Consider the following 25,548-nt stretch of genomic DNA (forward strand, 5'->3'; position numbering starts at 1 on the left):
CTTACCAGGTGGAAGGGAGGTCAGGCGCAGTCGCGCCCGAGGGAACCGCCCGGTACTTTTTCAACACCTGGCTCATGATCTCCTGGAAGACCGGAGCCGGTGCGGCAGATGTGTTCAGTTTAACAGGGTCGGCGATGCTGACCGAGACGACATACTGCGGATCGTCGGCCGGAGCGAAGCCCGACACCGACACCAGGTACCCATTGGAGTACCCGCCCTTGCCGTCCGGCATCTGCGCGGTACCGGTCTTCGCGGCGACCCGATAGCCGGGAATGTTCCATTTACTCGACACCCAGCTCTTCTGGTACACCATCTCGAGCACGTCGCTGGTGTCGTTCGCCGCCGTCTCGGACAGCACCCGGGTGCCGGTGGTATCGGGAACGTTAGTCATGGTGCCATCCGCCTGACGGCAGCCCTCGACCAGTTGTACCGGCATCCGGACACCGTCGTTGGCGATGGTCTGGTAGATGCTCGCGACCTGGAGCGCCGTCGTTGTCAGGCCCTGTCCGAACATGGTCGCGTAGCTGGTCTGGTTGTCCCACTCGTCGACCGGGTGCAGGATTCCGCCGTCTTCACGCGGAAAGCCGGTTTCGGTCGGGGTGCCAACGCCGAACGCCTTCATGTAGTCGTAGCGCTGCTGGTCGGTGAGTTTCTCACCGAACTTGGACATGCCGGTGTTGCTCGAGTCGATCAGCACGCCGGTGAGGGTCATGTTCTGGTCCGGGTGCGAGTGGCTGTCATTGATGTTCGCGCCGTTGGCCGGCAGATACCGGTAGGGCGCGACGATTCCGGTCTGCAGGGTGGCGACGCCGGAATCGAGAACGGATGCCGCGGTGAGTGCTTTGAAGGTCGACCCCGGTTCGAAGGACTGGGTGAATGCCCGTGACCCGCGGTCTTGGGGGTCTTCGGTCGCGCCGACAGCGTTCGGGTCGACGGAGGGGTAGTCGGCAACGGCGAGGAGCTTGCCGGACTTGGCGTCCAGCACGACCGCGGTCGCCCAGGCCGCCCCGGTTTCTTGCGCGCGTGCCGCGAGGGTCTGCTGCACGAACCACTGGAGGTCAGAGTCGATGGTGGTGACGACGTCGCCGCCGTCGACGGCGACGGCGCTCGTGACGCTGCTGCCGGGGATCCGCACGCCGTCGGCACCCTTTTCGTAGGTTTCCTTACCGTTGGTCGAGGCCAGGCAGGCGTCCTGCCCGGATTCGAGGCCGGCCTGCGGCACACCCTCCCCCGACAGATAGCCGAGCATATTGCCGGCGACGGCGCCGTTCGGGTAAACCCGACTGGGGCTGTTCTCGGAGTAGGTCCAGGGAATGTGCAGGTTTTGCACGGCCCGCAGCACGTCGACGTCGACCTTCTGGGCGATGTACGCGAAGTTGGCCTCGGCGTTTGCCTCGAGGGCGGTGGAGATGGTCAGCAGAATGGCGTCGCCGGTCTGGCCGGTGGCGGCACCGATTTCGGCGGCGGCGTCGGCTACCGAGATTTCGACCTTCTTGCCGTCGACGGTTCGTTTGAAGGGCGTCGCGTTCACGGGCGACATGGTGATGTTGTAGCGCATGACCGTTCCGGCCAGCACGACACCATTGGTGTCGACGATCTCGCCGCGGGAACCGTAGACCACCTGGCCGACCGAGCGGTTTCCTACCGAGTCTTTGGTGAGCGAATCGGCCTGCACGACCTGGATATCGACCAGGCGTACCAGGAACACGGAGATGACGGCGAACAGCACGAGGATGGTGACAAGGGTGCGGCGACGGCTGGACCGCGAATTGGTCGGGTTGTTTCGGGCACTACTGCTTCGGGTATTGCGCACGCTCATCTGCCCATCATGGTCGACTCACGGAAACTATCGGGTAGTGGGCGCCGCGAGTCCCGCAGGAACTACCGGTGCGCTCGTGATCGCAACAGCACCGGCGGCCGCCGGATCCGCCGGAAGCTGTGACAGCAGGGTGCTGCCGTTCAGCAGGGCGTTGGGGACAAGGCTGGCCGCTCCGGCCCGCGAGCCCGACGCCGAGGCCGGAGCGCCCAGAACAGCGCCGTCAGACAGGCGCAGGTAGACGGGGTTGGAGTTGCTGACCATGCCGAGGCCCTCAGCGTTGGCGGCGAGGCTCTGCGGTGAGGATACCCGTACGAGGTCTTCGCTCACGCTGGCGGCCGTGCGGCCGAGTTCCGACTGGCTCGACTGCAGGCTGGAGATTTCATAGGCGCCCTGGGAGATGCCGACGCTCAGCAGCAGCTGGGCAACCATGATGGCGGCCATGCCTGCTACCGCGGTGAGGGCGTAGAAGATGCGCGGGCGGGCACGGCTGCTCGGCGTGGGCGAGACCAGGCGAAACCCACGCCGTGCCGGTGCGCTGGTCTCAAACGGTTCAGGTTCGAGGGAAAAAGAGACGCGTGCCAGGTTGTCGCTCATGCGGCGGCCCTTCTCAGTCGTTCAGCGGCGCGCAGCCGAACCGGCGTCGCGCGGGGGTTGAGTGCTTTTTCTTCGTCGGAGGCCAGTTCGGCACCGCGGAGCAGGAGGGTGAACAACGGCTTGTGTTCGGGCAGTTCCACCGGCAGTCCGGCCGGAGCTGTGGAGCCGGATGCCGCGGCGAGTGCCCGCTTGACGATGCGGTCTTCGAGTGACTGGTAGGCCATGACGACGATGCGGCCGCCGACCTCCACTCGGTCTAGCGCAGCCGGAATGGCCCGTTCGAGCACGGCCAGCTCCTGATTGACCTCGATGCGCAGCGCTTGGAACACGCGTTTGGCCGGGTGGCCGAGACGCTGGATGGCGACCGGGGTGGCCTTGGTGATCACGTCTACCAGTTGCGCCGATCGCACGAACGGTGTCGTTTCGCGGGCTTCGACGATGGCCTTGGCATACCGGGCCGAGAGTTTCTCTTCGCCATAGTCCTGGAAGATGCGCTTGAGATCGCGTTCGCTGTAGTCGGCGAGGATGCTCTCGGCGGTGAGTCCTGCTGTGCCGTCCATGCGCATGTCGAGCGGGGCATCCTTGGAGTAGGAGAAACCGCGTTCGACGCGGTCGATCTGGAGGCTGGAGACGCCGAGGTCGAAGAGGACGCCGGCGACCTCGGTGATGCCGAGTCCGTCGAGCGCATCGCCGATACCGTCGTAGACGGTGTGCACGAGGTGCACCCGGCCTGCGAATCCCTTGAGGCGCTCTTCGGCGATAGCGAGAGCCTCGGTGTCGCGGTCGAGGCCGACCAGTGTCAGTTCGGGAAAGCGCGACAGGATCGCTTCGGCGTGGCCGCCCATGCCGAGTGTGGCGTCGACGAGCACTGCACCAGGCTTCGTGAGAGCCGGAGCGAGCAGTTCGACGCAGCGTTCGAGCAGTACCGGGGTATGAATTTTGTTGCTCGGAATTTCGTTACTGGCCATAATGCCGGGCTAGTCCGTGAGGTCTGATTCCCCTCCATTTCGTCCTGGCACCGGGGAAGTGTGTCAGGGCAAAAACGGCTGGGAGTCAGGCGTCAGGGGCTAGAAGAGTCCCGGAATCACCTCCTCCGTCGTGTTGGCGTACGAGGTTTCCTGCTCGGCGAGGTATGTGGCCCACGCTTCGCTGTCCCAAATCTCGACTCGGCTGCCAGCACCGATGACGGTCAGTTCCCGGTCAAGCCCCGCATAGCTGCGGAGGTTGCTGGGGATGGTGACGCGGTTTTGTTTATCGGGTGTTTCCGAGCTTGCGCCCGACAGGAACACCCGGAGGTAGTCGCGAGCCTGCTTGCTCGTAACGGGCGCCTGGCGGATCTTGTCGTGCAGGGTTTCGAATTCGCGGGTGCTGAACACGTAGATGCAGTGTTCCTGCCCCCGCGTCATCACCACACCGGTGGAGAGTTCTTCCCGAAACTTCGCGGGAAGAATGATGCGACCTTTTTCGTCGAGCCGGGGGGCGTAGGTGCCAAGGAACACGCTCACCCCTTTCTTCCGGCCAGATTCAGGTGTGGCTCCACTTTACTCCACCTTCAACCACCAACCTAGGCATTTGCGCCTATTTTCAGAACTAATTGCCAAATTGACGCGAAATCACTGGGGACTAAGGGTGGAGGGAAATGGATCGATAAATCTAAGAATGGATGCTTTCGACTCATTTTTGGACACCAAAAAAGGGCCGATCAGATGATCGGCCCTACAGCACAGCGATTTATTGAGTTATTGGTGCCCAGTGGAGGGGGCGGGGGCTAGCGCAAGTAGCCGCTATTGACCATCCTGGCGGCGGTCCCACCGGTCGTTCAATCGATCCATGAAACCTTGGTTGGACTTTGCCTGCGCCGGGCGGCGACTGGGTGACGATGGTCCAGGCATCGAACGAATGGCCTTGCCGGGCGTCACAGCGATAAGCACACCGCCGAACATGACGATGAAGCCGAGAATTCCAAGCCACAGCTGCGCAATGGCTACACCCGCGATGAGTGCGACAATACCGGCGACGGCGAGCAGTACGCCGATCGCGATGGAACGATAGTTCGGGCGAAGCCTGGACACTCCAACGCTGGCGACAAAGTCGGCATCGTTGTGATAGAGGCTGCGCTCCATCTCTTCAAGGAGTCGCTGCTCTTGTTCCGAAAGCGGCATCTCATTCCCTCCAGTTACGGGATCGAGCGGGTGGGTAGACAAATTCGAACCGACCAGAATCGAATGACCCGGTTCGAATTACCTAATTCTAGCCCCGCCGGGATGGCTAGGCTATACGGGTGTCTGAAAGCAAACGCCTGGTCGACTTGGTTCAATCTCGCATCAACGAGTACCTCATGTCCCGCGAACCAATTGTGACCCTGATCAGCTCCGATTTGACTCCTCTAATCGACTACTCACGGCAGTTTCTCAGCGGTGGAAAGCGGTTTCGAGCCCAGTTTTGTTACTGGGGTGCGCGGAGCGTTCTGCCGCAGGCTTCCGGCCTGGAATCGGGCCAGCCAGCGGCCGGCCAACGGTCAGCCGGTGCGCACGACGAGGCCGCGGAATCCGCTGCCCCGGCACCCGCCGCAGCCGGCCTGGCCGCGGTGGTTTCGGCTGCCAGCGCGCTGGAGATTTTTCACGCCGCGGCGCTCGTGCACGACGACATCATCGACAACTCAGACACCCGTCGCGGAGCTCCGAGCGCCCACAAGCTGTTCGAAAGTTTGCACGAGCGAGAGGGCTGGGCCGGGGACTCCGTCTCGTACGGTCGGGCGTCGGCGATTCTGCTCGGGGATCTACTCCTGGGCTGGAGCGATGAGCTGCTCGACGAGGGACTCGACGAATTGGCCGATCGGGCTTCGGCACGGCGTGCCAGGCTCGAGTTCAACTTCATGCGCACCGAGGTCACGGCCGGGCAATACCTGGACATTCTCGAGGAGCGCGCCTGGCTGGCTCAGCCGGAAGCCGAGTTGCTCGATCGGGCACTGCGCGTAATCGTCTACAAGTCGGCCAAGTACAGCGTTCAGGCCCCGCTGGTGATCGGCGCAGCCCTGGCCGGAGCCTCGGCCGCCCAGCTGAACTCGTTGCGCTCCTTCGGGCTGCCGCTCGGTATGGCGTACCAGCTGCGCGACGACCTGCTCGGCGTGTTCGGTGACGCCGCCGTAACCGGTAAGCCGAGTGGCGACGACCTGACCGAGGGCAAGCGCACGGTGTTGATCGCGCTGGCGCGGGAACGCATGAGCGACGCCGACCGAGCATCGCTCGACGCCCAGCTCGGCGACCCCACGCTCGATACCGCCCAGATTCGTGCCTTGCAGCAAATCATCCGCGCCAGCGGTGCCGTCGACCGGGTCGAGGCGCTCATCGAAGCCCAGGTGGCTGAGGCTCTCGCGGCGCTCGAGACCGCGCCGATCAGCGCCGGGGCCAGGCAGAAGCTGCTGGAGCTGACCGATCGGGTGACGCGCCGGGCGTTCTGAGGGACGGTGCGACGGCGCCCCGGCCAGTCCGGTCGAGTGCGCGGTCAGGCGAGTGCCCGGTTAGGCGAGTGCCTGGGCGACCCGACGCACCTCGGCCTTGCGACCGGCCCGAAGGGCTTCGATCGGGGGCACGCCGAGGCTGTCGTCGACCTCGAGCAGCCAGGTCATGGCCTGCATGTCGGTGAAGCCGTCGTCGGCCAGTACGAACAGCGTGCCGCGAAGTTCGGGAACGGGAGCGCCGTCACGCAGAAACAGGGAAGGAACCGACACAACGTTGTCCCGCCGGATGGCCAACAGGTACTTGTCGTCGATCAGGTGCCGCACGCGGCTCTGGCTCATTCCGAGCAGGTTGACTAGGGCAGGAATAGTAAGCCACTCGGGCTCTGAAGACACATCACTCACCCTTTTAGCTTCCCATGATTTAGGTCCGGGGCAAAACCTTCGAGCGCCTTTTCCTATCGAACCGGCCATTTCATGTCGCACGTTCAATTGACTCCCCCTCATAATTGTGAAAACCTCGCAGTGGGGATTGCTGCATTCGAGGCAATGCTGTACGAACTCGCTCTACGGATCGCGCGCGTGCGCACAATGAACGGAGCACCATGTCTACCAAGGTGAAAACGAACACGACGGATGCCACGGCGTCCGCCGCACGAAGCGCAACCGTTCCCGAGACGGCCGGTGTGGCCTTCTCTGGCAATGACGCTGCGGCGAAGCGGCGGGCGAAGAAGCCCGGTGACTCGCATTCCCGCCCGGCACTGCTGACCATGCCGATCGTGCTGGTCAGCACCCTCGCGATCAGCCTCAACCTCGCGGTGCCGGCCCAGGCTCAGGCATTGGCGAAGAAGCCACTCAAGTCGAAGCTCGCCGAGACCACTCCGGTTCTCGCGGTGAACGCGGTGGCTGCCGCCGTTCAGGTTGCGCCCGCGCAGTATTCGGTCGTTGACGGCGACACCGTGAGCGGCATCGCCGCCCGGTTCGGTCTGTCGACGGTGGCCGTGCTGGCGCAGAACGGTCTCGATTCCCGGGCCCTGATTTTTCCGGGCCAGGTTTTGACCCTGACCGAGGCGCCTACCGCCGTCGCGGCCTCGCCGACGGCATCCGCTGCCAGTTACTCGGTGCAGAGCGGAGACACCATCAGCGGTATCGCCGCCGCGCACGGGCTGAAGACCGCTGACGTCCTGGGTGCAAACGGCTTGACCCGGGCCAGCGTCATCTTTCCCGGCCAAGTCATTGTGCTTGCCGCGGCACCAGTGTTGGAACCGGCCGTCTACGTCGCGCCGGTCGCCGAGATTGCCGCAGTAATGACCCACACCATCGCGTCGGGCGAGACCATCACCGCCGTGGCCAATGCGGCCGGGGTGAGTGTGCAGGCTGTCCTCGACGCCAATGGCCTCGGCTGGTCGAGCATCATCTACCCCGGACAGGTTTTGACCCTGCCGGGAACGTTAGCACCGGCATCCGTCGCAGTCACCGTCCCGGTGGCGACGGCCGGTGTGGTCACACCAATGTCCGAGGAGATGCGGCAGAACGCCCAGACGATCGTGTCGGTCGGTCGGGGCGCCGGCGTGAGCAATGCCGGTCTCGTCGTTGCGCTGGCCGCGGCCGCCCAGGAATCCGGGCTGCGCAACGTGGACTACGGCGACCGGGACTCGCTCGGCCTGTTCCAGCAGCGGCCGAGTGCCGGTTGGGGTACCCCGGAGCAGGTCATGGACCCGGTGCGGGCCAGCCTCGCCTTTTTCGGCGGCGCGAGCAACCCGAACCCGAACGTGACCCGCGGTCTGCTCGACATCGCAGGCTGGGAGTCGCTGACCGTGACCCAGGCCGCCCAAGCGGTACAGATCTCGGCCTACCCCGACTATTACGCCAAATGGGAGACGTCCGCGCAGGCCTGGCTCAGCCAGCTCGGCTAGCCGGGCGGCCGGGCCTGACCCGCATGGCGCGCACCTGCGCGCCGTGCGCTGGTGCCGCCGCCGAATTCCGTAGAATCAAGGAGTGAGCGTTCCCTCGACCGACCCGATGATCGGCCGTCTTATTGACGGTCGGTATCAAGTGCGCTCGCGCATCGCGCGGGGGGGCATGGCAACGGTCTACCTCGCCACCGATCTGCGACTCGAGCGCCGGGTGGCGATCAAGATCATGCACGGCCATCTCGCCGACGACAGCGCCTTCAAGATTCGGTTCATTCAGGAGGCCAGGTCGGCCGCGCGCCTCGCCCACCCCAACGTCGTGAACGTGTTCGACCAGGGCCAGGACGCCGACATGGCCTACCTCGTGATGGAATACCTCCCCGGCATCACCCTGCGCGACCTGCTCAAGGATTACGGCCGACTCACCCCCGAGCAGACCCTCGACATTCTCGAAGCCGTACTCAGCGGACTCGCCGCCGCCCACAAGGCCGGAATTGTGCACCGCGACGTCAAACCCGAGAACGTGCTGCTGGCCGATGACGGCCGTATCAAGATCAGCGACTTCGGACTGGCGCGGGCGGTCAACAACAACACCGCGACCGGCCAGGCGCTGCTCGGAACCATCGCCTATCTCTCCCCCGAACTCGTCACCCGCGGCATCGCCGACGCGCGCAGCGATATCTATGCCCTCGGCATCATGACCTTCGAGATGCTCACCGGCGAGCAACCTTATGTCGGCGAAGCTCCAATGCAGATCGCCTACCAGCACGCCAACGACACCGTTCCGATGCCGAGCAGCAAGGTCGCCTCGGTTCCGCGCGAACTCGACGAGCTCGTGCTCTGGGCCACCGCGCGCGATCCGGAGGACCGTCCCCGCGACGCCAGGGTCATGCTCGACCAGCTGCACGACGTGAGCGCGCTCGTGCGCGGCGGTACCCAGGAACTCGCCCTGCAGTCGACAATGGTGCTGCCCGCCAGCCTGCGTACCGGCGCGAACGCGGTAGCGGATGCCGAAACCCAGGTGCTCGGCGCCAAGCTCGCTCCCACGAAACCTCCCGCCGCGACCCTGCTGGGCATTCACCCGGCCGGCACCGGCCCGGTCGGTCCGCCGGACAGTGGCGACCTGCTCAGCAAGAAGGCCGACAAGCGCAAGCGTCGCGGTTTCTGGTTGTTCGCCCTGGTGATCCTGCTCGCCGCCGCGCTCGGCGGAACCGGCTGGTACTTCGGCTCCGGACCGGGCTCAGACGTGTCCGTGCCCGACTTCGCCTCGGCCTCGCCCGAGGCTGCGTCCGCCAAGCTCATCGAACTCGGCCTCACACCGGAGCTGGCCGGTGCCTTCAGCGCCACCATTGCCGAAGGGCTCGTCATCGGCACCGATCCGGATGCCGGCAGTCGCGTACCGCAGGACAGCACAGTCACGGTCATCGTCTCCCAGGGTCTGCAGCCGATCACGCTGCCCGCGCTGGCGGGGTTGACGCAGGAGGCGGCATCCGCTGCGATTACGGATCTGAAAGCCGTCGTCGGCGCTGTGGACCCGGTCTTCAACAACGGTGTGGCGGACGGTTCGGTCATCTCGGCGAGCAAAGAATCCGACGGCACCGATGTCTCGGCCGGCGGCGCCTACTTTGAAGGCCTGACCGTGAACCTGGTCGTGTCGCTCGGGGCCATTCCGAACGTCGACGGCAAGACGGTTGCCGAGGCCACCGACATCCTGGTCGGCAAGAATCTGCTCGTGGTGTCGGGAGAGCAGACCTACAACGACACGGTCGCCGAGGGCGACGTGGTCACGTCGCAGGTGCCCGAGGGGACCATTCGTGAGGGTGCCACGATCACCCTGGTGATTTCCCGCGGGCCCGAGCCTGTCATCGTGCCCAATGTGGTGGGTATGTCGTGGAGCGACGGCAAGGCCGCGTTGACCGCCCTCGGCTTCAAGCTCACGTACAACCCGGGTGCGGACCTCGTGCCTTCCGCGCTCCTCAAGGTCGCTGCGACCGACCCGGTCGCCGGCACCTCCCTCGCCAAGGGCAGCACGATCGCGCTCACGCCCCAGTTCTAACTGGTCCCATCATTACTGTGCATCCGCTCGCCGACCCGTGAGTTTTGATCACCGAGGTGTGAGTTTCGCGCCATTTTCGGCCGCCCTTGTAACGATCAAAACTCACACCTTGACGAAACCCGTGGCTTCAGAGCGGCTCTGGGAAAGCGGCGGAGGCGGGTTGTCCGCGGGGTTGCGAGTTTTGCGGTGTTTCGGCGGTCTCGCGCACGCTTTTCGCGCAAGGCCACCGGAATATCGCAATGTTTGGGCGAGGAGCGGATGACCCGTCTCCGACGCGGGTAGCCTCATGAACCTTCCGGGCGGAACGACGCAACCCGCCGCATCCGCTCACCGGGCCCACCTTATGAAAGCGGGCCCGCGATTGATCATGGGCCCGCTTTCCGGGCCCGGGCCCGGTCGACAAGACGGGGCTAGCGGACGGCGAGCTCCTCGGCCACCAGGAAGGCGAGCTCCAGGGACTGCATGTGGTTCAGGCGAGGGTCGCAGAGCGACTCGTAGCGGGTCGCCAGAGCGGCCTCGTCGATGTGCTCCGACCCGCCGAGGCACTCGGTGACGTCGTCGCCGGTGAGCTCCACGTGGATTCCACCCGGGTGCGTGCCGACGGCGCGATGTGCCTCGAAGAAGCCCTTGACCTCGTCGACGACGTCATCGAACCGACGGGTCTTGTAACCGGTCGGCGTGGTGACACCGTTGCCGTGCATCGGGTCGGTGACCCACAGCGGGGTCGCCTCGCTCGCCTTGATCGCTTCGAGCAGCGGCGGCAGGGCGTCGCGGATCTTGCCGGAGCCCATGCGGGTGATGAAGGTCAGGCGACCGGGTTCGCGGTTCGGGTCGAGCTTGTCGACCAGGCGCAGCATGTCGTCGGTCGAGGTGGTCGGGCCGAGCTTGACACCGATCGGGTTACGTACCCGCGACAGGAAGTCCACGTGTGCGCCGTCGAGGTCGCGGGTGCGCTCCCCGATCCAGATGAAGTGGGCCGAGGTGTTGTAGGGCGTTCCGGTGCGGGAGTCGATGCGCGTCATTGGGCGCTCGTAGTCCATCAGCAGTCCCTCGTGGCTGGTGTAGAACTCGGTGCGACGCATGGCCTCGAAGTCGGCGCCGCAGGCGATCATGAACTTGATCGCCCGGTCGATGTCCTTGGCCAGGCCCTCGTAACGCTGGTTGGCCGGGTTCTTGGCGAAGCCCTGGTTCCAGCTGTGCACCTGGCGCAGGTCGGCGAAACCACCCTGCGTGAACGCGCGAATCAGATTGAGGGTCGATGCCGACGTGTGGTACGCCTTGACCAGCCGGTCCGGGTCGGCTTCACGCGACTCCGGCGTGAACGGGTAGCCGTTGACGATATCGCCGCGGTACGCCGGCAGCGTCACATCGCCGCGGGTTTCGAAGTCACTCGAGCGGGGCTTGGCGAACTGGCCGGCCATGCGCCCCATCTTGATCACGGGCATCGACGCACCGTAGGTGAGCACGACGGCCATCTGCAGCACGGTCTTCACCCGGTTGCGAATCTGATCGGCCGTGGCCCCGCTGAACGTCTCGGCGCAGTCGCCGCCCTGCAGCAGGAATCCCTGGCCGCCGGCCGCCTGGGCGAGCCGGTCGCGCAGAATGTCGACCTCACCGGCGAAAACGAGCGGCGGCTGGGTTGCCAGTTCAGCGGATGCCGCAGCCACTTTGGCCGCGTCGGGCCAGGTCGGCTGCTGCTTGATCGGGAGGGTACGCCAGTGGTCCAGACCCGTGATGACAGAGGCTTCTGCGGCAACAATGGGCTCGGTGGGGTCTACCACGGGATAGTTCCTGTTTTCTGTACTGGACCGGCAACGGGTACCGGCCTGAAATGGATGAGGTGCCGCAGCGCGCAAAGCGCAGAGCGCACTTCTGGCAGCCTAGCGCGAAAGGCTGGCCCGCTTCTCTTTGACCGAGGAGGCGTAGACGTCGACGTACTCCTGTGTGCTCAGTCGCTGCAGTTCGTACATCAGCTCGTCGGTGACGCTGCGCAGCACGAACCGGTCGCCCTCCATTCCCTCAAAGCGGGTGAAGTCGAGCGGTGTGCCGATCACAATGCCGACCCGCCGCACCTGCGGAATCCTGGTGCCGGTCGGCATGGCCTTCTCGGTATCAATCATGGCCACCGGAATGACCGTCACGCCCGATTCCAGCACCATGCGTGCCACTCCGGTGCGGCCGCGATACAGGCGGGCGTCGGGGCTGCGAGTGCCCTCCGGATAGATACCCAGGATGCGACCCTCGCCGAGCACCCGCAGGCCGGTGTTGAGCGAGTCCTCCGAGGCTTTGCCGCCCGACCGGTCGATCGGAAGCTGCCCGGCGGCAGTGAGAAATTGCCGGGTCGCCCAGCCCTTGAGCCCCTTGCCGGTGAAATAGTCGCTCTTGGCCAGAAAGGCCACGCGGCGCGGCACGACCAAGGGCAGAAACACCGAGTCGATGAACGACAGGTGGTTGCTGGCCAAAATGACCGGGCCGGTCTTCGGAATGTTCTCCAGGCCGATGATCCACGGTCGAAACAGCGAGAGCAGCAGCGGGCCGATGACGATGTTCTTCATGATCCAATAGAACATTCGCACTCCTTTATCCGACTAGAAAAGCTTAGTCCGCCCGCCGCGTCGAAGCGGATGCCGCCCCGCCGGCCACAGCGCCCGATCAGCGCACCGCGTGCAGCCGGGCCAGATCGGCCGCGCCAACCACGCCGGCATCATTGACCAGCTGGGCGATGGCGAACTCCGCCTCGGGGTGATAGCCGCGCGCCGGCAGGTAGTCGAGGTAGGCCGCGCGAATCGGCTCGAGCAGCAGGTCACCGGCTGCCGCTACTCCCCCGCCAAACACGAACACCTGCGGGTCGAGCACCGCGCCGAGGCTCGCGCAGGCCTGCCCGAGGGCGCCGCCGAGCTGGCGCAGGGCCGCGAGGGCGCCGCCGTCACCGTCCTGGATAAGACGCCCCACCTCTTTGCCGGTTAGTTTGCCGCGCCGCTCCCTGGCACCGGCCAGACCGAGACCGATGCCGCCGGCATCCGCGAAATCATTCGCGATACGCAGCAGCGCCCGACCGGAGCCATACTGCTCCAGGCAGCCGTGCGCGCCACAGCCGCAGGGCAGCCCGTCGGGAACCACCCGGAGGTGGCCGAGTTCGGCGCCGGCACCGAAGCCGCCACGGAACAGGGCATTGCCCGTCACGATCGCCCCACCGACACCGGTGCCGACGGTCAGCGTGACCATGTCGGTGTATGGCCGGCCCGCGCCGAACCGAAACTCAGCCCAGCCGGCCGCGTTGGCGTCGTTTTCGATGATGATGGGCAGGTCGAGCCGAGCCTCGAGCTTGTCGCGGAACGGCTCGTTGCGCCAGCTGATGTTCGGCGCGTAGTACACGGTCGACTGGGCGGCGTCGATGAACCCCGCCGCGGCCACCCCCGCAGCGACGACATCTTCGCCCTCGGACAGAGCCAGAATCATGGCGACGACGGTGTCTTCGATCTCCCCCGGGTTGCCGGGCGTGGTCGGCTGCCGGTCAGAGCGGATGATGCTGCCCGCCTCGTCGACCAGCGCACCCGCAATTTTGGTGCCCCCGATATCGATACCTATGGCGTGCACGGGGCACCTTTCATTCGGGGCGATCTGGAAGTGGGCTCGCGGCACCGGGCCGCTGCCCGTGACACCCTCTAGAGTGTAGTAAACCAGTTTGCCGCTGGACGAAACACCCGCTCAACGCAGAATTCTTTAGCGTTCGGGCAGTTGGCACGTTCAGCCGGTACCAAAGGAGTTGCCGTGAAACAGTTTGATATCCCCGCCGTTGTGCCCGCCGATCCTGGCGCCAACATCACCGACCTGCTCATGGACCGCCTCGATGCGACTCCCGATCTCGTACTGTTCTCGCTCCCGCGAGGCGGCCAGTGGCTGCCCGTGACCACTCGGGAGTTTCACACCCAGGTGGTGGCACTGGCCAAGGGCTTCGTCGCCGCCGGCATCGAGCCCGGCGACAAAATCGGGCTCATCTGCAAGACCCGCTACGAGTGGACCCTGATCGACTTCGCCGTCTGGTTCGCCGGAGCCATTCTGGTACCGGTCTATGAGACCAGCTCGCCCAGCCAGGTGCAGTGGAACCTCAGCGACTCCGGCGCCATGTCGGTCATCGTTGAAACCGCAGATCATTTTGCGCGCTTTGACGAGGTGCACCCTGAGCTGGCCGCCATTCGTTCGGTCTGGCAGATCGACCTGGGCGACCTCGACAAGCTCGTGGCCGCGGGCGTTGATGTGACGGATGCTGAGATCGAACGCCGCCGCAACCTCGCCGTCGGCGACGACATGGCCACCCTCATCTACACCTCCGGTTCAACCGGCAAGCCCAAGGGCTGCGTGCTCACCCATGCGAATTTCCTCGAGACCAGCCGCAATGCTGCGGTCGCTCTCAAGGAAGTCCTGGTTCATCCCGAGGGCGCCTCGACCCTGCTCTTCATCACGACCGCCCACGTCTTCGCCCGGTTCATCTCGGTACTGTGCGTGCACGCCGGAGTGCGCGTAGGGCACCAGGCCGACACCAAAACGCTCCTGGCCGCGCTGGGCACCTTTCAGCCGACCTTTCTGCTCGCAGTGCCGCGGGTGTTCGAAAAGGTCTACAACTCGGCCCAGCAGAAGGCTGTTGCTGGCGGCAAGGGCAAGATCTTCGATGCTGCGGCCCACGTGGCCGTCGAACATTCCAAGCTGGTGCAGGCCGGAACGGCGATTCCGCTCGGCATGAGGATCAAGTTCGCGCTGTTCGACAAACTGGTCTACAGCAAGTTGCGGGCGGCGATGGGCGGCAGGGTCGTCTGGGCGGTCTCCGGTTCGGCCCCGCTCGGCGCCCACCTCGGTCACTTCTTCAAGAGCCTGGGCATCGTCATTCTCGAGGGCTACGGCCTCACCGAGACAACCGCCCCGGCCACCGTTGGGCTGGCCACCCGGGCTAAAATCGGCACGGTCGGGCCGCCACTACCCGGCGTCTCGGTGCGCGTCATGGATGACGGTGAGATCGAGGTGAAGGGCGTCAACGTCTTCAAGGAGTACTGGAAGAACCCGCAGGCCACGGCGGACACCTTCGACGACGGCTGGTTGAAAACCGGCGACATCGGTGACTTCGACGCTGACGGTTTTCTCACCATCACCGGACGCAAGAAAGAAATCATCGTGACGGCCGGCGGCAAGAACGTGGCCCCGGCCGCGCTCGAGGACCCCATTCGAGCGAATCCGCTGATCGGCCAGGTCGTCGTCGTCGGCGACCAGAAACCGTTCATCGGCGCCCTGATCACGCTGGACCCCGACATGCTCCCGGTGTGGTTGAACAACAATCAAGAGGATGCCGGAATGTCGCTCGCGCAGGCATCCGTCAATAAGGCTGTGCTCGCGGAGATTCAGCGCGCAGTCGATCACGCCAATGAGGGAGTTTCGCGGGCGGAGTCGATTCGCAAGTTCACGCTGCTGCCGATTGAACTCACCGAGGACAGCGGTCATCTGACGCCGAAGATGAGCATCAAGCGCAATATCATTCTGCGGGACTTCGCCGGTGAGATCGAGGCCATGTACTCTGGCGCGCCGGTCACCGAGGGGATTTCGCTGCGCGACTAGTTTGAGGTCGGGACCGGCTCACGTTGGTCCTGGGTCGAGTTCAGATCAGTTTCTGGTTGGACGGGATCGGGGAAGGCATTCCGCTCCCCGCTCAGACATTGAGGTCTTCTGGGGAGATCCGAGAGGTGCGTTCGGATCTCCCCAGAAGACCTCAAAGCTCGCAACTCCGCGAAACGCTTCCCCCGCTCCCTGTGCTGAGCGCTGCTCGAGGCTTCGCCCGTGCCGCCGGTGAGATCTGGGGGCTAGAACCAGGTCGACTCCCGAATCTCTTTCATGGCGGCCTTCCGGTTCTCCTTGTCGAGGCGGTCTATATAGAGAAAGCCGTCGAGGTGATCGGTTTCGTGTTGTAAGGCTTGGGCCATGATGCCGGTGCCGGAGAGTTCGACGGGATTGTTGTCGAGGTCGATGCCGGTGACACGGGCGAATGGATAGCGCTGGGTGGGGTACCAGAGGCCGGGAACGGACAGGCAGCCCTCGTCGACCAAGTCGGGTTCGCCGGAGAGTTCGACGACCGTGGGGTTGAGGATGTAACCGATCACGCCGTCGACGTTGTAGCTGAACGCGCGCAGGTTGACGCCGATCTGGGAAGCGGCAACTCCGGCCCGCCCGGGCAGACGCACGCTGTCGACCAGGTCCTGCACGAGGCTGCGCACCCGGTCGTCGATCCCGTCGATGGGGTCGGAGACGGTCTTCAGCACCGGATCTCCGAAGAGACGGATCTGGCGTTCGGGCACGGGGAGACTCCTCGATAGGGCGGGTGGTGTGAAAGTCGAACGAGCGCGGTGTGCTACAGGTTGCGGTCGGTGGGGAGCCCCTCGACGACCAGCTCGGCGAGGGTACGTGCGGCCAGTCGGGTGATCGGCTTGAGGTCCTTGTACGACACGACGCTTCCGGCGGCAAGCTGCGGGTCGTAGGGGATGCGCACGATCTCGCGCACGCGGGAACGGAAGTGCGACTCGATTTCTTCGAGACGAACGAGGTTGGTGCCCTGGGTGGCGGTGTTGAGGGCGACGATCGCGTTGCGCACGAGATCGCCGTAGCCGTTCGCTTCGAGCCAGGTCAGGGTCTCAGAGGCCAGACGGGCCTCGTCAACACTGCCGCCGGAGACGATCACAATGGAGTCAGCGCGCTGCAGGGTGGCCCGCATCACCGAGTGCACAATGCCGGTACCGCAGTCGGTGAGCGCGATCGAGTAGTATCGGGCAGCGAGGTCGGCGACGACGTTGTAGTCATTCTCGTCGAACGCCTCGGAGAGTAGCGGGTCGGTGTCGGAGGCCAGGATGTCGAGGCGGGTCTCATCACGGGAGACCAGCGCGGAAAAATCGGTGAAGTTGCCGATCGATGCGGCCTTTGAGACGACGTCGCGCACCGTGGAGCGAGTCTGCTTGCTGACGCGTTCGGAGAGCGTGCCACGGTCGGGGTTGGCGTCGATGGCGATGATGCGGTCGTCGCGGGCATCAGCCAGGGCCATTCCGAGCAGGGTCGTGACCGTGGTCTTGCCGACGCCGCCCTTGCGGGTGAGGATCGGAACAAACCGCGTGCCGCCCTCAAACTGGCGGCGGATGCGCTCGTCCATCGCCTTGTAGGCCTGAACCTTGGCGGAGTCGCCCAGGTTGACCAGGTGCAGTGTCAGAGCGTAGACGAATTCCGGCCAGGATCCCTGCGGCGCCTTGCGGGTCTTGCGGTTGACCGCAAGCAGACGATCAGAGGTGAGCATGGCGGCCGACTCGGGGGCCGTGCTGTTTTCGGTACGGATGCGGTCGCGCCGAACGGTGGAGGCGGCATCCGCTCGGGAAAGTGATTCGATGGCCGAGCTGGCCCCGGCTGAACGGGCCGGTGCCGGAGTCGAGATTTCAACGGTGTGGGTGGCCGGGGTGGACACGATTCGGGTCGTGTCGAGGCCGGTGCCCGCGGTAGACCGGTTGACGGACGGCACCGAGCGGCGGGGCCCGGCCGGCACCTCGATCGGAACGCTCAAGCTTTCGGGCAGGGACGCAGCGAGGTTGTCGATCGTGTGCGGCGGTAACTCGCTGTTATAGTCGTCGCGCTCGTCACGGGTTCGCTTGGCGGCAGACACCGGGCGCGCGGGCGCGCTCTGGTCGTCAGTACGTTTGTCTGGCACGGGTACATCCTCAACTGGTCGATAACGGCCCTAATCTTAGCGCGGACGCACAACCACGAGCAGATCGCCCGCATCGACCTGCTGGGTGAGCGGGATGGCGACGCGTTCGATCGTTCCGGCGATCGGTGAGGTGATCGCCGCTTCCATTTTCATGGCTTCGATCGACGCGACGCTCTGGCCGGCTTCAACGTGGGCGCCCTCCTCGACCTGCAGGGTGACCACGCCGGAGAAGGGGGCCGCGATCTGGCCGGGCTGGTTGGCATCCGCTTTCTCGGCAATCTTGGTCACCACATCGATACTCGTGTCGCGCACGAATACCGGGCGCAGTTGGCCGTTGAGGATGGTCATGACGGTGCGCATGCCCTTGTCGTCGGCCTCACCGATCGCTTCCAGGCCCACGTAGAGTCGCACGCCCTTGGCGATTTCGACGGCGTGCTCCTGGCCCTGCTGCAGGCCGTAGAGGTAGTCGACGGTGTCGATGACCGACAGATCTCCGTAAGTCTCCTTGACCTGTTCGAACTGGCGGGTCGGCGCCGGGAACAACAGCTGGTTGAGCATGTCGCGACGCTCTGCACTGCCCGCTTCGAGGGCGGTGCGCTCCCCCGCGGTGATCTCGGTGACTCCGACGCGCACGTTGCGGCCAGCAAGTACCTTGGTACGGAAGGGCTCGGGCCAGCCGCCGGGCAGGTCGCCGAGCTCGCCGGCCATGAAGCCGATGACGGACTCCGGCACGTCATAGTTGCCCGGATTCTGCTCGAAGTCGGCCGGGTCGGCTTTCACCGCGGCGAGGTAGAGAGCGAGGTCGCCGACCACCTTCGACGACGGGGTGACCTTGGGGACCCGGCCGAGAATGGTGTTCGCTGCGGTGTACATGTCTTCGATCAGTTCGAAGTGGTCGGCCAGGCCGAGCGCGACGGCCTGGGTGCGCAGGTTGGAGAGCTGCCCGCCCGGGATCTCGTGCGAGTACACCCGGCCGGTCGGCGCGGAGAGGCCGGATTCGAACGGCCCGTAGAGTGTGCGCACGGCCTCCCAGTACGGTTCGAGGTCGGTCGTGGCCTTGAGAGAAATGCCGGTGTCACGCTCGGTGTGGGCGAGCGCGGCCACGAGAGAGGATGCCGAAGGCTGGCTGGTCGTGCCGGCCATCGGAGCGGATGCCACGTCGACGGCGTCGGCGCCGGCGCGTGCCGCCGCGAGCAGCGTGGCGAGCTGGCCTCCGGGGGTGTCGTGGGTGTGCACGTGCACGGGCAGGTCGAAGCGTTCGCGGAACGCGCTGACGAGCTTCTCGGCGGCGCTCGGCCGAAGCAGCCCGGCCATGTCCTTGATGCCGATCACGTGGGCGCCGCTGGCGACGATCTGGTCGGCCAGGCGCAGGTAGTAATCGAGAGTGTAGAGCTTCTCGGCCGGGTCGAGCAGGTCGCCGGTGTAGCAGACGGCCACCTCGGCCAGCGCGGTGCCGGTGTTCAGGACCGCGTCGATGGCCGGACGCATCTGCGACACGTCGTTGAGGGCATCGAAGATGCGAAAGATGTCCACACCGGTGTCGGTGGCCTCCCGCACGAACGCATCGGTCACCTCGGTCGGGTACGGGGTGTAACCCACGGTGTTGCGGCCGCGCAGCAGCATCTGCAGGTTGATGTTTGGCAGGGCCTCGCGCAGGCTCGCGAGGCGTTCCCACGGGTCTTCGCCGAGAAAACGCAGCGCGACGTCGTAGGTGGCGCCGCCCCAGGCTTCAACCGAGAGCAGCTGCGGGGTCAGCCGCGCCACGAACGGGGCAACGGCGACGAGGTCCTTGGTGCGCACCCGGGTCGCGAGGAGCGACTGGTGGGCATCCCGGAACGTCGTGTCGGTGACGGCCAGGGCGGTCTGGGCGCGAAGATCCGCGGCGAATTCGGTCGGGCCGAGCAACTGCAGCTTCTGCCGGGACCCGTCCGGTGCCGGGGTCGTGATGTCGAGTTGCGGCAGCTTGTCGCGCGGGTGCACCGTGGTCGGCGGCACGCCGTTGGGCTGGTTGACCGTGACCTCGGCAAGCCAATTGAGAATCTTGGTGCCGCGGTCCTTAGATTCGCGGCCGCGCAGCAGCTCGGGGCGTTCGTCGATGAACGAGGTGCTCAGGTCGCCGGCGGCGAAGTCGGGGTCGTCGAGCACCGCCTGCAGAAACGAAATGTTGGTGGAGACGCCGCGGATACGGAACTCGGCCAGCGCACGCTTGGACCGCACCACGGCGGCCGCATAGTCACGGCCGCGGCAGGTGAGCTTGGCGAGCATCGAGTCGAAGTGTGGGCTGATCTGCGCGCCCGTGTTGACCGTGCCACCATCCAAGCGGATGCCGGCGCCGCCGGGTGACCGGTAGGTGGTGATCTTGCCGGTGTCGGGCCGGAACCCGGCGGCGGGGTCTTCGGTGGTGATACGGCACTGCAGGGCCGCTCCGCGCAGGCGAATCTCGCCCTGCGTGAGACCGATCGCGGCCAGGGTCTCCCCCGCTGCGATGCGGATTTGCGCCTGCACGAGGTCGACGTCGGTGACCTCTTCGGTCACGGTGTGCTCCACCTGGATGCGAGGGTTCATCTCGATGAACACGTGCTGGCCGGCGCGTTCGCCGACGGTGTCGAGCAGAAACTCGACCGTGCCGGCGTTGACGTAGCCGATGGAACGGGCGAACTTGATGGCGTCGGCGTAGAGCTGCACGCGGATTTCATCGGAGAGGTTCGGCGCCGGAGCGATCTCGATGACCTTCTGGTGGCGACGCTGCACGGAGCAGTCGCGCTCGAACAGGTGCACAGTCTCGCCGGAGGCATCCGCCAGAATCTGTACTTCGATGTGCCGGGGACGCAGCACCGCAGCCTCGAGGAACATAGTGGAGTCGCCGAAGGCACTGTTCGCCTCGCGCATGGCCTCTTCGAGGGCTCCGCGCAGCTCGTTCTTCTTGGCGACGCGGCGCATTCCACGCCCGCCACCGCCGGCGACGGCCTTGGCAAAGATCGGGAAGCCGATTTCGTCGGCCTGGCTGATCAACAGCTCAACATCGGTCGACGGCTGCGTCGACTTCAACACCGGAACGCCAGCCGCGATAGCGTGCTCTTTCGCGGTGACCTTGTTGCCGGCCATTTCCAGCACGTCGGCGCCGGGGCCGATGAAGGTGATGCCGGCCTGGGCGCACGCATCGGCGAGCTCAGGGTTCTCCGACAGAAACCCGTAGCCGGGGTAGATGGCGTCAGCGCCACATTCCTTGGCCACCCGGATGATTTCACTGACGTCGAGATAGGCGCGAACGGGATGCCCGGTCTCACCAATCTGGTACGCCTCATCGGCTTTCAGACGGTGCAAAGAGTTGCGATCCTCGAATGGGAACACCGCCACAGTCTTGGCTCCGAGCTCGTAAGCCGCGCGCATGGCACGGATCGCGATCTCTCCGCGGTTGGCAACAAGGATTTTCTCAAACATGCAAGCCTTTCGAGGGCGTACGGGGCGCACAGCTAACGGTTAGGTTCTCTAACACTAGTGAAGGTAACCTTGCTACTCATGCACGTACTCAGCGTAAGTTCCCTTAAGGGTGGTGTCGGCAAGACCACGGTAACCCTTGGTCTGGCTTCTGCTGCCTTCGCCCGCGGCGTGCGCACACTCGTTGTGGATCTCGATCCGCAGTCTGACGTGTCAACCGGTATGGATATCCAGGTAGCCGGTCACCTCAACGTTGCCGACGTGCTCGGCTCGCCCAAGGAAAAGACGGTTCGCGCGGCTATTGCCCCAAGCGGCTGGACCCGCAACCGTCCCGGCACGATCGACGTCATGATCGGCAGCCCGTCGGCGATCAATTTCGACGGGCCACACCCGAGCATCCGCGATATCTGGAAACTCGAGGAAGCGCTCTCGACGATCGAGAAAGACTATGAGCTCGTGCTCATCGACTGTGCACCGTCGTTGAACGCCCTCACGCGTACAGCGTGGGCCGCGAGCGACCGCGTCGCGGTCGTTACAGAACCCGGCCTGTTCTCGGTCGCCGCGGCCGACCGTGCCCTTCGCGCCATCGAAGAAATTCGCCGAGGCCTCAGCCCGCGCCTGCAGCCACTCGGCATCATTGTGAACCGGGCGCGCACGGCGTCGCTCGAGCACCAGTTTCGCATCAAGGAATTGCGCGACATGTTCGGGCCTCTCGTTCTCAGCCCGCAACTGCCGGAGCGTACGTCGCTGCAGCAGGCGCAGGGCGCCGCGAAGCCCCTGCACATCTGGCCCGGCGATAGTGCCCTCGAAATGGCGGGCTACTTCGACCAATTGCTCGACCGCGTGCTGCGCACGGCGCGCATCGGCGAGTATGCCGAGGCCCCTGCGGTCTAGTCCGAACTTCGGTTTCCGCGAGGTCGCTGAGTTCGAGCCTCGGTTTTTTGGAATTGCCGGGCTTGAGGTGGGCGATGCGGGGGGCGGTCAACTCCCCGACGCGACTCACGTCACGGCGGCTTCGCAGCGCGAACAAGTACTCCGACAGCCGGCTTCAGCTAGCGGCGTCACAAACCCGGCCGTGTCCGCAGTCGCCCTCAGCCGCTGATCGAGTCTGTCGAGATCGCCATCGCCCTACCCGACCGTGTCTGCGGTGGTGCTGACGCTGGGGCTAGGAGATTTTGCGGGTGGAACGACGGGCGGCGAGCTCGTCGGCGGGATCCACCGGATGCATATCGAGTTCGACCAGGCTGGTCTCGACCTCGCGGAGGACTTTGCCTACGGCGATCCCGAAAACGCCCTGGCCGCGGCTGACCAGGTCGATGACCTCGTCGTTAGAGGTGCAGAGGTAGACGCTCGCGCCGTCGCTCATGAGCGTGGTCTGGGCGAGGTCGCTGATTCCGGACTCGCGCAGCTGGTTGACAGCCGTTCGAATCTGTTGCAAGGAAATGCCGGTGTCGAGCAGACGTTTGACGAGCTTGAGCACGAGGATGTCTCGAAAGCCGTACAGGCGCTGTGAGCCGGAACCGGCCGCACCACGCACTGTGGGTTCGACCAGGCCGGTGCGCGCCCAGTAGTCGAGCTGGCGGTAACTGATGCCGGCCGCACGCGCGGCGACAGCGCCGCGATAGCCGGAGTTTTCATCAAGCTCGGGCATGCCATCGGTGAACAGCAGTCCTAACGAGTAACGCGAAGCGTCAGCGTCAGGCTTGAGCTCACTCATATGGGTTGCCTCTCGGGGGTTACGTGGTGCCGTGGCCTGCGGCCGCGATGAAGCGAGCGTAAAGCCACTGTGTTGCGGAATTATCTGTGGTGCGGATGTGAACGTATGCGGTGGAGCTGGTGTCACGACGATGTCCTGCTGTGGATCGCTTTACCTACGGTACCGAGGTGAAGTGCCTCGCGGCCTGACATTCACGTGACCGATTTGGCGTGTCGGTCGAGTGCCGACGGCCCCGCCAGGAACCGACCGGATCAAATCGACGACGGTGTCGCTTTGTGCCTGAGTCAGTCTACGACCTAGTTGGTCAGTCGGCCCAGTGCGGAGCGAATCAGGCTGCCTCGAATGACCTCGAGTTGTCCGGCGATTTCGACCGCCATTTCGGCCGCCTTGGCCCGGCTGGAGGCGTCTTTACGCCGGGCTAGCGGCACGAGCGCACTCTCGATGAGGCCGAGTTCGCGTTCGGCCGCACCACGAAAGCCTCGGAGGTGCCGCGGTTCGATTCCACTGCGTTGCAGCTCGACGAGGGCCCGCAGCACGTGCAGCACGCTGTCGCCGTAGTGTTCGGCGGGCAGAATGATCGACGCGGAGACAGCATCGTGCAGCAGCGTTGCGGATGCCCCGGCTTCGCGCAGCAGTTCGTCGCGGGTGAGACGACGAGACGTGCCGAGCATCGACGCTCCGGGGGTGGTTCCGCCAGGCAAGACCGGCGACAGCCCGGCATCCAGATCATCCAGATAGGAGCGAATGACCTTCAAGGGAAGGTAGTGATAGCGCTGCATCGACAGGATCAGTCGAAGGCGATCGACGTCGCTGGCGCAGAACTTTCGATAGCCGGATTCCGTGCGTGCCGGGGCGACGAGGCCCTGTTCCTCGAGAAAACGCAGTTTCGACGGAGTCAGTTCGGTGAATTCCGGGGTGAGGCGTGCCAGGACTTGGCCGATGCTCAGTAACGGCGCTGATCCCGGAGCTTGCCCTTGAGCTTCCGACACAGACACAGCGCGAACCTGGGCGGAGTTTGCCGCCACTATTCGCTCGCCGCGCGGGCGAGGTCGAAGCGCGAGGCGTAGAAGGTGAGACGAAATTTGCCGACCTGCACCTCGGCACCGTCGGTCAGAGCGGCGGTTTCGATGCGCTCTCCATCGAAATAGGTGCCGTTGAGCGAGCCCAGGTCTTTCACCGCGAAAGATGTGCCATTGCGCAGGAATTCGGCGTGCCGCCGCGACACCGTGACATCGTCGAGGAAGATGTCGGCGTTGGGGTGGCGACCGACGCTGGTGAGATCGGCGTCGAGCAGAAACCGGGCGCCAGCATTGGGTCCGCGACGAACGACCATGAGCGCTGATCCGGAGGGCAGAGCAGCGATGGATTCCTGCTCCTCGGCCGTGACGTTCGAGTCGATCGACGCGATCTGGGCGGCGAACTCCTGGCTGAAATTCATCGTCGTATCGGTACTGAGCATGTCGTGCACCGTGGTCGATTCGCCGGGCGTCTCGTCACCGGTCGAGCCGGGGGTGGAGGATGCTGGGGTGGACTGCGCCTTGCTGGGCATTGCTTCGCCTGTCGTCGGGTTTTCGGGCTGATCTGTGGGCACGGGCTCGTTCTGCTCCTCGGAATTATTCTTTCCGGATAGATCGACCATCATGCACCTCCTATCGTTCCAGCGTATCGGAAGATACACCCGGGGCGACCCTCGGTAATCGAATCACTCGCATCGTTTCAATGGCATAGATGATGCCGGCCCACCAGTACAGAAAAGCGCCCCACAGGCCGAACGCCCAGCCCACCGGCTGCGACCACCACTCCAGTGTCGGAAAGGCTTGCCCGAGCATGATCATGGGCAGGGCGTAGAACAGGCAGAAGGTCGCCACCTTGCCCAGATGGTGCACCGGCAGCGGGCCGAATCCATAGTTCGCGAGGATGACGCCCAGGGCCAGAAGAAAAATATCGCGGCCCACGACGACCAGCACAATCCACCACGGGACGAGGTCACGCCAGGCGAGCCCGATCAGGGCGGCAAAGATATAGAGGCGATCGGCGGCCGGATCCAGCAGCTGGCCGAGCCGGGTGATCTGGTTCCAGCGCCGCGCGAGAAACCCGTCGAGCCAGTCCGTGAAACTGGAGATGCTGAGCACGACCAGGGCCCAGGCATCCGCTCCCTGGGCGAGGAGAACGAGAAAGACCGGCACCAGTACCAGGCGCAACAGGCTCAGCACGTTGGGCAGGGTGAGCACCCGATCGCTCACCACCCCGTTCGCTGCCGCCGTCACGAGATCGAGTCTATCGAGTGGGACCAGATTCAATCGAGCCGACCGCGCAGCGCCGGCCAGCTGGCGGCGAAACCAGGATGCAGGGCGAGTCGGTCAACGGAATCGGATGGAACCCAGCGCAGGGCGATGCTCTCCTGGTCGCTGATCACGGGGTCGAATTCCTGGGTCGCCTCCACGACGACGGTGGTGTACGACCAGAAGCCCAGGTCGAACAGGGAGGTGAATTTGACCTGCACCAGGTGCGCCGGAACGCCGGCTTCTTCCCGGGCTTCGCGCAGCGCGGCATCGATCGCGCTTTCGTTCTCGTGGCGGGCACCACCGGGAAGCCCCCACGTATCGCCGAAATGACTCCACACGGCACGATGCTGCAGCAACACCCCGAGGCGCGGGTGATGAACGAGGAGTCCGGCCGCACCGAATCGGCCCCAGAATTTGCGACCGTCGGGAGCGTGCACCCAGGCATCACCGCTGTCCCGGCCCGGGCCGACCGGCGGGATCGCCGCCCCCCGTGCGACGCTCGCATCGACACCCGAACTCTCAGTCATGCTCCAAGCATGCCCC

22 protein-coding genes are annotated in these 25,548 nt (G+C 65.0%); 5 read left to right on the forward strand and 17 right to left on the reverse strand.

The features are described 5' to 3' along the window. Position 1 precedes the first annotated feature (1 nt). The 5 genes from QMF22_RS11370 to QMF22_RS11390 form a co-directional block, all read right to left on the reverse strand. Entirely contained in the window at positions 2-1,819 is a 1,818-nt protein-coding gene (locus QMF22_RS11370; protein ID WP_283453606.1) for a peptidoglycan D,D-transpeptidase FtsI family protein, read from the reverse strand. Positions 1,820-1,846: 27 nt separating this feature from the next. Then, positions 1,847-2,413 carry a cell division protein FtsL gene (ftsL, locus tag QMF22_RS11375; RefSeq protein ID WP_283453608.1) on the reverse strand — a complete coding sequence of 189 codons (567 nt, stop codon included), beginning with the start codon at positions 2,411-2,413 and terminating at the stop codon, positions 1,847-1,849. Next, complete coding sequence (gene rsmH / locus QMF22_RS11380; protein WP_502846944.1) at positions 2,410-3,381, reverse strand: 16S rRNA (cytosine(1402)-N(4))-methyltransferase RsmH; 972 nt, start codon at positions 3,379-3,381, stop codon at positions 2,410-2,412. Before rsmH ends, ftsL begins: the two co-directional genes overlap by 4 nt. A 99-nt stretch (positions 3,382-3,480) precedes the next feature. Further along, complete coding sequence (gene mraZ, locus QMF22_RS11385) at positions 3,481-3,912, reverse strand: division/cell wall cluster transcriptional repressor MraZ (protein WP_283453610.1); 432 nt, start codon at positions 3,910-3,912, stop codon at positions 3,481-3,483. A gap of 285 nt (positions 3,913-4,197) precedes the next feature. Further along, complete coding sequence (locus QMF22_RS11390) at positions 4,198-4,575, reverse strand: SCO2097 family morphological protein (RefSeq protein WP_283453612.1); 378 nt, start codon at positions 4,573-4,575, stop codon at positions 4,198-4,200. Positions 4,576-4,694: 119 nt separating this feature from the next. On the opposite strand from QMF22_RS11390, the gene QMF22_RS11395 reads away from it, so the two are divergent. Next, entirely contained in the window at positions 4,695-5,873 is a 1,179-nt protein-coding gene (locus tag QMF22_RS11395; RefSeq protein WP_283453614.1) for a polyprenyl synthetase family protein, read from the forward strand. 60 nt (positions 5,874-5,933) lie between these two features. Here QMF22_RS11395 and QMF22_RS11400 read toward each other — a convergent pair whose 3' ends face one another. Continuing rightward, positions 5,934-6,275 carry an Rv2175c family DNA-binding protein gene (locus tag QMF22_RS11400; protein ID WP_092339754.1) on the reverse strand — a complete coding sequence of 114 codons (342 nt, stop codon included), beginning with the start codon at positions 6,273-6,275 and terminating at the stop codon, positions 5,934-5,936. Between the two features lie 200 nt (positions 6,276-6,475). Between QMF22_RS11400 and QMF22_RS11405 the strand changes: the two genes are divergently transcribed. After that, positions 6,476-7,786: a lytic transglycosylase gene (locus QMF22_RS11405; RefSeq protein WP_283453620.1), complete on the forward strand. Its 1,311-nt coding sequence runs from the start codon at positions 6,476-6,478 to the stop codon at positions 7,784-7,786. A gap of 106 nt (positions 7,787-7,892) precedes the next feature. Beyond that, on the forward strand, positions 7,893-9,839 hold the full coding sequence (pknB, locus tag QMF22_RS11410) for a Stk1 family PASTA domain-containing Ser/Thr kinase (protein ID WP_502846951.1): 1,947 nt from the start codon (positions 7,893-7,895) through the stop codon (positions 9,837-9,839). A 410-nt stretch (positions 9,840-10,249) separates the two neighbouring features. On the opposite strand, the gene QMF22_RS11415 is transcribed toward pknB, so the two are convergent. From QMF22_RS11415 to QMF22_RS11425, 3 genes are all read right to left on the reverse strand, one after another. Beyond that, positions 10,250-11,620: a class II 3-deoxy-7-phosphoheptulonate synthase gene (locus QMF22_RS11415; RefSeq protein ID WP_283453624.1), complete on the reverse strand. Its 1,371-nt coding sequence runs from the start codon at positions 11,618-11,620 to the stop codon at positions 10,250-10,252. 99 nt (positions 11,621-11,719) lie between these two features. Next, on the reverse strand, positions 11,720-12,409 hold the full coding sequence (locus QMF22_RS11420) for a lysophospholipid acyltransferase family protein (protein WP_283453627.1): 690 nt from the start codon (positions 12,407-12,409) through the stop codon (positions 11,720-11,722). Positions 12,410-12,491: 82 nt separating this feature from the next. Then, positions 12,492-13,436 carry an ROK family glucokinase gene (locus QMF22_RS11425; RefSeq protein WP_283453630.1) on the reverse strand — a complete coding sequence of 315 codons (945 nt, stop codon included), beginning with the start codon at positions 13,434-13,436 and terminating at the stop codon, positions 12,492-12,494. Positions 13,437-13,610: 174 nt separating this feature from the next. On the opposite strand from QMF22_RS11425, the gene QMF22_RS11430 reads away from it, so the two are divergent. Then, on the forward strand, positions 13,611-15,443 hold the full coding sequence (locus QMF22_RS11430) for an AMP-dependent synthetase/ligase (protein ID WP_283453631.1): 1,833 nt from the start codon (positions 13,611-13,613) through the stop codon (positions 15,441-15,443). A gap of 242 nt (positions 15,444-15,685) precedes the next feature. Here QMF22_RS11430 and def read toward each other — a convergent pair whose 3' ends face one another. From def to QMF22_RS11445, 3 genes are read right to left on the reverse strand one after another with little or no spacing between them, the layout of a single operon-like run. Then, the gene (gene def / locus QMF22_RS11435) at positions 15,686-16,177 is read right to left on the reverse strand and encodes a peptide deformylase (RefSeq protein WP_283453633.1); all 492 of its coding nucleotides are present in this window, start codon (positions 16,175-16,177) and stop codon (positions 15,686-15,688) included. A 53-nt stretch (positions 16,178-16,230) separates the two neighbouring features. Next, the gene (locus tag QMF22_RS11440) at positions 16,231-17,565 is read right to left on the reverse strand and encodes a MinD/ParA family ATP-binding protein (RefSeq protein WP_283453635.1); all 1,335 of its coding nucleotides are present in this window, start codon (positions 17,563-17,565) and stop codon (positions 16,231-16,233) included. A gap of 36 nt (positions 17,566-17,601) precedes the next feature. After that, positions 17,602-21,006: a pyruvate carboxylase gene (locus QMF22_RS11445; protein ID WP_283453637.1), complete on the reverse strand. Its 3,405-nt coding sequence runs from the start codon at positions 21,004-21,006 to the stop codon at positions 17,602-17,604. Positions 21,007-21,084: 78 nt separating this feature from the next. On the opposite strand from QMF22_RS11445, the gene QMF22_RS11450 reads away from it, so the two are divergent. Then, positions 21,085-21,897 (forward strand): ParA family protein, encoded by an 813-nt coding sequence (locus QMF22_RS11450; protein WP_092339745.1) that lies wholly within the window; start codon positions 21,085-21,087, stop codon positions 21,895-21,897. A 271-nt stretch (positions 21,898-22,168) separates the two neighbouring features. Here QMF22_RS11450 and QMF22_RS11455 read toward each other — a convergent pair whose 3' ends face one another. The 5 genes from QMF22_RS11455 to QMF22_RS11475 form a co-directional block, all read right to left on the reverse strand. Continuing rightward, a complete protein-coding gene (locus QMF22_RS11455; protein ID WP_092339744.1) occupies positions 22,169-22,720 on the reverse strand; it encodes a MerR family transcriptional regulator in 552 nt (183 codons plus the stop codon). 296 nt (positions 22,721-23,016) lie between these two features. Continuing rightward, on the reverse strand, positions 23,017-23,715 hold the full coding sequence (gene ftsR / locus QMF22_RS11460) for a transcriptional regulator FtsR (protein ID WP_283453641.1): 699 nt from the start codon (positions 23,713-23,715) through the stop codon (positions 23,017-23,019). 29 nt (positions 23,716-23,744) lie between these two features. Continuing rightward, positions 23,745-24,179, reverse strand: coding sequence for an FHA domain-containing protein (locus QMF22_RS11465; protein ID WP_502846952.1), 435 nt, complete (start codon positions 24,177-24,179; stop codon positions 23,745-23,747). Positions 24,180-24,369: 190 nt separating this feature from the next. Further along, entirely contained in the window at positions 24,370-24,987 is a 618-nt protein-coding gene (locus QMF22_RS11470) for a CDP-alcohol phosphatidyltransferase family protein (RefSeq protein ID WP_283453644.1), read from the reverse strand. 29 nt (positions 24,988-25,016) lie between these two features. After that, positions 25,017-25,532, reverse strand: coding sequence for an NUDIX domain-containing protein (locus QMF22_RS11475; protein WP_283453646.1), 516 nt, complete (start codon positions 25,530-25,532; stop codon positions 25,017-25,019). Between the last annotated feature and the right edge of the window lie 16 nt (positions 25,533-25,548).

It is taken from the genome of Cryobacterium sp. PH31-L1, assembly GCF_030063145.1.
Lineage (GTDB): Bacteria > Actinomycetota > Actinomycetes > Actinomycetales > Microbacteriaceae > Cryobacterium.

Bases quoted from the DNA above. Each gene is read 5' to 3' on its own strand.
- QMF22_RS11370 (WP_283453606.1), bottom strand. From the start codon at position 1,819: ATGAGCGTGCGCAATACCCGAAGCAGTAGTGCCCGAAACAACCCGACC.
- ftsL (WP_283453608.1), bottom strand. From the start codon at position 2,413: ATGAGCGACAACCTGGCACGCGTCTCTTTTTCCCTCGAACCTGAACCG.
- rsmH (WP_502846944.1), bottom strand. From the start codon at position 3,381: ATGGCCAGTAACGAAATTCCGAGCAACAAAATTCATACCCCGGTACTG.
- QMF22_RS11390 (WP_283453612.1), bottom strand. From the start codon at position 4,575: ATGCCGCTTTCGGAACAAGAGCAGCGACTCCTTGAAGAGATGGAGCGC.
- QMF22_RS11405 (WP_283453620.1), top strand. From the start codon at position 6,476: ATGTCTACCAAGGTGAAAACGAACACGACGGATGCCACGGCGTCCGCC.
- pknB (WP_502846951.1), top strand. From the start codon at position 7,893: ATGATCGGCCGTCTTATTGACGGTCGGTATCAAGTGCGCTCGCGCATC.
- QMF22_RS11420 (WP_283453627.1), bottom strand. From the start codon at position 12,409: ATGTTCTATTGGATCATGAAGAACATCGTCATCGGCCCGCTGCTGCTC.
- QMF22_RS11445 (WP_283453637.1), bottom strand. From the start codon at position 21,006: ATGTTTGAGAAAATCCTTGTTGCCAACCGCGGAGAGATCGCGATCCGT.
- QMF22_RS11450 (WP_092339745.1), top strand. From the start codon at position 21,085: ATGCACGTACTCAGCGTAAGTTCCCTTAAGGGTGGTGTCGGCAAGACC.
- QMF22_RS11455 (WP_092339744.1), bottom strand. From the start codon at position 22,720: ATGAGTGAGCTCAAGCCTGACGCTGACGCTTCGCGTTACTCGTTAGGA.
- QMF22_RS11465 (WP_502846952.1), bottom strand. From the start codon at position 24,179: ATGCTCAGTACCGATACGACGATGAATTTCAGCCAGGAGTTCGCCGCC.
- QMF22_RS11475 (WP_283453646.1), bottom strand. From the start codon at position 25,532: ATGACTGAGAGTTCGGGTGTCGATGCGAGCGTCGCACGGGGGGCGGCG.